Genomic DNA, 5,326 nt, shown 5'->3' on the forward strand with positions numbered 1-5,326 from the left:
CGCGAGCGCCCCATGTGCGACAGCAGATGCGGGGCCTGCCCGCTGCCCGCCTCCAGCGCCGGCACGCAGTCGAACACCACCAGGTCCGCGAGGCGCCCCTCCTCCACCGCGCCCGAGGGCACGCCGAACAGACGCGAGCACAGCTCGGCCGGGCCATCCGCGAAGAGCTGCACCAGCACCCCGTCCGGGTCCACCAGGCGCGAGCCTCGGGCGGCCCCCACCGCCGTGATGAGCGCGGCGGACAGCGCGCCCCAGAGGTTGCCGTGCCCGCCACTGCCGAGCCCCATCAGGTTCTGCCGCCCGAGCAGCGTCTCCAGGGCCCGGCCGCTGGGCTCGACGAGGAGCGCCGCCCCGGGGCCGAGCGCCACGCAGGTGCCGGACTGGGACAGAATCTGGGACTCGGTGTCGTCCACGGAGCGCGCGTACGCGGCCACCGAGAGCGGCCCGAGCAGCCCGAAGCCCTCCAGCCGCCGCACCACCCGCTGGTTGTTCTGCTCCCAGGTGCTGGCCAGGTCATGGTCCCCCTCGGCGAGGTGGAAGACGATGGGCGCACCGGAGGACTCGCGCAGCCGGCCGAGCTTCCCCAGCAGGGCGTCCCCACTCGTCCACGAGGCATGGAAGCCGAGCGCCCCCCGCACGAGCGGGTGGGAGCCCCGGCGCCGCACGAAGTCGGCATTGGCCTCGGCCTGGGCCTCGGAGGGCGAGCCCCCGTCGAAGGAATGGGTGGCATGGCTCGCCACCAGCCGCAGTCCGAGCAGCTCCGCCGCTCGCGCCTGGGCATCCAGGGCGCCGGCCACGTCCCCGGGGCAGGACAGGTGCTCCACCACCAGGGAGACGCCCGCGCGCAGCGCTCGGGCCATGGCGTAGAGGGAGAGCACCTCCACGTCCGAGGCGGTGAGGTGCGAGGCCAGGCGCCGCTCGTGCTCCATCCGCACCTGGGGCGCGTGCAGCAGCAGCTCGCCGGAGGGCGGGGCCAGCAGATCCCCCACGAGGTGGGCGTGGCAGTCCACCAGCCCCGGCGTCACCAGCCGCCCGCGACAGGAGACCTCCCAGTCCCCGGGGAGCACGGGCACCTCGGCGTCGGGAGCGACCCGGCGGATGAGACCATCCTCGATGATGATGGCCATGCCGGGACGCCCTCGGCCGTCCGCGCGAAAGATGGAGCAGTCCTTGAGAACGAGGCGGCCTTCCATGGGGGCCCGAGTATACGCATGGAGCGGCGCCCGGATCGCGGGGAGTTGTCTCCCCGGGCCTCAGAACAGGCGCATCTGGGAGGTGTCCTCCTCGTCCTTGCTCGTGCGCGCGGGCAGCGGGGTGAAGCCGTGCTTCGCCGCCCACTCCGCGGCCGGTCCGGCCCAGCGGAAGCGGTCCAGCGGCACCTTGCCCTTCGGGTCGAACTCGACGCCCTCGGCCACCAGGAGCTCGCGCTGGTTGTACCCCTGCGTGCTGATGCCTCCCGAGCGGTTGATGATGCGCTGCCAGGGCACCTTGGCGGCGCGCGGCCCCAGGTCCCCCATCGCGAGGCCCACGATGCGCGCATCGCACCCGCCTCCCACGATGAGGGCGATGTCGCCGTAGGTCGATACCTGTCCTCGCGGCACCTGCTCGACGACCTGGTAGATGCGCTCGAAGAACCTTCGCTCGTGCATGGTGATGGTGATGGTTGTGGACATGTCCTCTCCGGTCAGATGCCGGGTACTACCTCAGAGGACCGGCACGAGTGAAGTTGGTACTACGTCCTACGTCCCGCACCCAACCCAACACGGGAAGTCAGGCGGCAACGGCCTGGAGTCCTTCAGCGCTTGCCCGGGGTCGGCGCGGTGGGCGGCTTGCGCTCGGGTGCCGCGGGCTTGGCGGAGGAGGAGAAGCTCGCGCTCTTCGCGGCCTTGGGCGCGGGCACGGCGGGCTTCGCCGGAGCCGGCGCCTTCGCCTCGACAGCGGGCTCCGCGCGCGCGGGAGCGGACACGTGGCTCGCCGCCAGGACCGTCTTCATCGAGTCCTTCAACTCCCCGCGCACCACCGCGCGGACGTCCTCCTGCACCGCCGCCCGCACCTCCCGCCGGATGACGTCCTTGAGCGCCTCGCTCTGGAGCGCCGCCTTCAGCTCGCCCTGCACCAGGGCCTTCATGTCCTCCTGGAGCTCGCTCCGCAGGCCACTCCTGAAGTCCGTCGCGAGCGACTGCTCCAGCCCCTTCACGTCCTTGTGGAGGGGGTCCACCGCCTTGCTGAGGCTCTCGAGCGTGGCGCCGGTGACGGCCATGATGAGCTGCTGGGTGCTCTCGCTCTGGCTCTTCAGCTCCGTCTTGAACGTGCCCAGGGCGTCCCGCATCACGCCCAGCGAGGCGATCTCCCGCTTGAGGTCATCCAGCTCCCGGGCCCGCGCATCCAGCTCGCCCTTCTTCTGCTCGAGCAGCGCCTGGGTGTCGCGCAACAACATCGTCTGCTGCGAGCAGCGCGCGTCGATGGAGCGCAGGTTGCCGTAGGTGCCGCCCGTCACCTGGCACATCGTCACCGCCTCCTGCTCGTTGAGCAGCACGAGCGAGGCGCTCAGCGCGAGGATGACGATGACGAGCATCGTCAGCGCGGCGCCGCGAGCGACGCGCAGGCGCGGGGCGAAGCCCTGGCGGATGAGCCAGCCGCGCTGTTGCAGGCCCAGGACGCCCGCCAGCGAGATGACCACCAGCGTCAGCAGCGACAGCACCTTGGCCGGGGAGATCTCCAGCACGAGCTTGGAGACGAGCTGGATCGCCTCCCACGTCGAGCCGCTCTCGATGTCGAGATCGGAGCCGGGGGTGCCGTGCTCCACGCTGCCCCAGGTGGGCTGGATCGCATGGCAGAACCCACGCATGTCGCTCGCCCACCGGGGCATGTCGTTCTCGAGCGGGGTGCTCGGACAGAGACCGAAGATGTACTTCGAGGTGCCGGTGACGAACGCGTTGTGCATCCGGTGGCGCTCGGTGGCCTTCGCGAGGGCCCAGTTCCACGTGTAGCCAAGGACCGCGATGGCCAGGGCGAGCGCGATCCAGGGCAGGGCCTTCTTCGCGAGAGTTCGCAGGGACATCGGCGGCGGATCCTTCGTGAGCACGCGGGGGAAAGGCGCGGTGCCACGGAAAGAATGGCCCGGCCGTCCACCGGTGACAACGTGGGCCCCCGGCGACTGTCAGGCACCGCGAGTTGCGCGCGGGGGCCTTCACGCACGGTACGTATCAACGGCGCGAAAATCCTGGATGAAGGGCCGGTGGAGCCGTACACCCTCGGAATACCGACGGTAGGCACGCCCCTCCCCCCTTTCGAGTACACCGAGGAGCATCCACGCATGGCGGACTTCGGCATCGACATCGACCCGGGTGAGGTTGGCCTGGACGCGGGGCGGCTGCGGCGCCTCGACACGCATTTCAGCCGGTATGTCGACGACGGGCGGCTCGCGGGCTGGCAGGTGATGGTCTCGCGTCATGGCAAGGTCGCGCACCTGACGTCGTACGGCCTCGCTGACAAGGAGGCGGGCCGCGCCGTCGAGACGGACACCGTCTGGCGCATCTACTCGATGACGAAGCCGATCACCTCGGTGGCGGCGATGATGCTGTGGGAGGAGGGCGCGTTCGAGCTCTCCGATCCCGTCAGCCGGTGGCTGCCCGAGTTCGCCGCGCCGCGCGTCTACGTCGGAGGTCCGGCGAGCAAGCCCGTCACCGTGCCCGCGCTCGAGCCCATCCGCGTGTGGCACCTGCTCACGCACACCGCGGGACTGACGTACGGCTTTCACCGGGTGCACGTCACCGACGAAATCCACCGGCTCCGCGGCTACGAGCTCGGCGCACCGGAGGGCTTCGACCTCGCCGCATGCGTCCGCGGGTGGGCGGAGATCCCCCTCACCTTCCAGCCCGGTGCGGAGTGGAACTACTCGGTGGCAACGGACGTGCTCGGCCGGCTCGTCGAGGTCCTGTCCGGACAGTCACTCGATACGTTCTTCGCCGAGCGCATCTTCGGCCCGCTCGGGATGAAGGACACCGCCTTCTGGTGCCCCGAGGACCGGCAGCATCGCCTCGCCGCGCTGTACGCGATGTCCCCCGGCCACACCGGGCCGGTCCGCGCCGAGGCGACCGGCAAGCGCTACACGCAGCCCCCGACCTGGCTGTCGGGTGGCGGCGGGCTGGTGTCGACGACGCGCGACTACACGCGCTTCACCTGGATGCTCCTGAACGGTGGCGAGCTCGGCGGCACGCGGCTGCTCTCCCCGCGCACGGTCGAGTACATGACCCGCAACCACCTGCCCGGGGGGGTGGACCTCACCGCCTTCGGTCGACCGCTGTTCGCCGAGACGCGGTTCGACGGAGTCGGGTTCGGGCTCGGCTTCGGCGTGGTCATCGATCCGGTCGCCTACCGCACGCTGGTGAGCGAGGGCGAGTACCACTGGGGCGGCATGGCGAGCACCTCGTTCTGGGTGGACCCGGCCGAGGACCTGACCGTCGTCTTCATGACCCAGCTGCTCCCGTCGAGCACCTACCCGCTCCGCTCGCAGCTCCGACAGCTCGTCTACCAGGCGATTGTCGACTGAGAGCGGTCGGCCCGTGACGCGCTTCACCGCGCGACCACGGGCCCGCTCCCTGGCTCAGGTCGTCCCCACGACCGGGGTGTAGGGTATCTCCAGGGTGAACGTAGCGCCCTTCCCCGGGCCGTCGCTGTGGACGATCAGCGAGCCGCCCAGCTCCTGGGCCGCGAGGGCGCTGGAGTGCAGGCCGAAGCCGTGCCCCTCCTCGCGGGTGGTGAAGCCATACTGGAAGATCCGGGTGAGCATCTCCGGCGCGATGCCCATGCCGTTGTCGTGGATGATGATGTGAATGCGATCCGGGGCGGTCTGCTCCAGCTTGATGGTCAGGAGCCGCTCGGGCACGGGCACCTCATCCATGGCGTATTTGGCATTGCTGACCAGGTTGACCAGGATCATCAGCGCCTTGTGCTTGTCGGTCAGCACGGGCGGCAGGGGCGCCAGCTGCCGCTGCACCTTCACCTGATGGCGGGTGAGCCCGGCCGAGTTGATGCGCAGGGAGTCTTCCACCAGATCCGGCAGGGAGACCGGCTCGTGGAGCCGGGGCGTCCGGGCGTAGTTCTGTTGTACCTTGACGATGTCGCCGATGTGCTCGGTGTAGCGGCCCACGTCCTCGAGCAGGGTGATGACCTCCTGGCGATTATCCACGAGGTTCTGCCCGAGCTTGTTGAGGAAGGGCATGAGGTGGCGACCGCGCTCGTCCTGGGAGAGGAAGGTGGGCAGGTCACCCTGGCGCTCCTGGAGCATGTTGGCCACGCGGCCCACGTGCTCCAGACGCATGCC

5 protein-coding genes are annotated in these 5,326 nt (G+C 70.3%); 1 reads left to right on the forward strand and 4 read right to left on the reverse strand.

Annotated features, from left to right (window positions below; all coding sequences use genetic code 11):
* The 3 genes from VF697_RS22495 to VF697_RS22505 all read right to left on the reverse strand — a co-directional run.
* The coding region (locus tag VF697_RS22495) for an amidohydrolase family protein (protein WP_331098231.1) at positions 1-1,127 on the reverse strand (1,127 nt) is incomplete at its 3' end.
* 126 nt (positions 1,128-1,253) lie between these two features.
* Entirely contained in the window at positions 1,254-1,673 is a 420-nt protein-coding gene (locus tag VF697_RS22500) for an MGMT family protein (RefSeq protein WP_331098233.1), read from the reverse strand.
* A 122-nt stretch (positions 1,674-1,795) separates the two neighbouring features.
* Entirely contained in the window at positions 1,796-3,061 is a 1,266-nt protein-coding gene (locus tag VF697_RS22505) for a hypothetical protein (protein ID WP_331098235.1), read from the reverse strand.
* Between the two features lie 255 nt (positions 3,062-3,316).
* Between VF697_RS22505 and VF697_RS22510 the strand changes: the two genes are divergently transcribed.
* Complete coding sequence (locus VF697_RS22510) at positions 3,317-4,552, forward strand: serine hydrolase domain-containing protein (protein WP_331098237.1); 1,236 nt, start codon at positions 3,317-3,319, stop codon at positions 4,550-4,552.
* Positions 4,553-4,606: 54 nt separating this feature from the next.
* Here the strand turns inward: VF697_RS22510 and VF697_RS22515 are convergent.
* A partial coding sequence (locus tag VF697_RS22515) for a sensor histidine kinase (RefSeq protein ID WP_331098239.1) occupies positions 4,607-5,326 on the reverse strand: 720 nt, incomplete at its 5' end.

The sequence above is a fragment of the Archangium sp. genome (assembly GCF_036388035.1).
GTDB lineage: Bacteria > Myxococcota > Myxococcia > Myxococcales > Myxococcaceae > Archangium.

What these genes read in the sequence shown, in the direction of transcription:
- VF697_RS22500 (WP_331098233.1), bottom strand. Translation starts at nt 1,673, where the DNA reads ATGTCCACAACCATCACCATCACCATGCACGAGCGAAGGTTCTTCGAG.
- VF697_RS22505 (WP_331098235.1), bottom strand. Translation starts at nt 3,061, where the DNA reads ATGTCCCTGCGAACTCTCGCGAAGAAGGCCCTGCCCTGGATCGCGCTC.
- VF697_RS22510 (WP_331098237.1), top strand. Translation starts at nt 3,317, where the DNA reads ATGGCGGACTTCGGCATCGACATCGACCCGGGTGAGGTTGGCCTGGAC.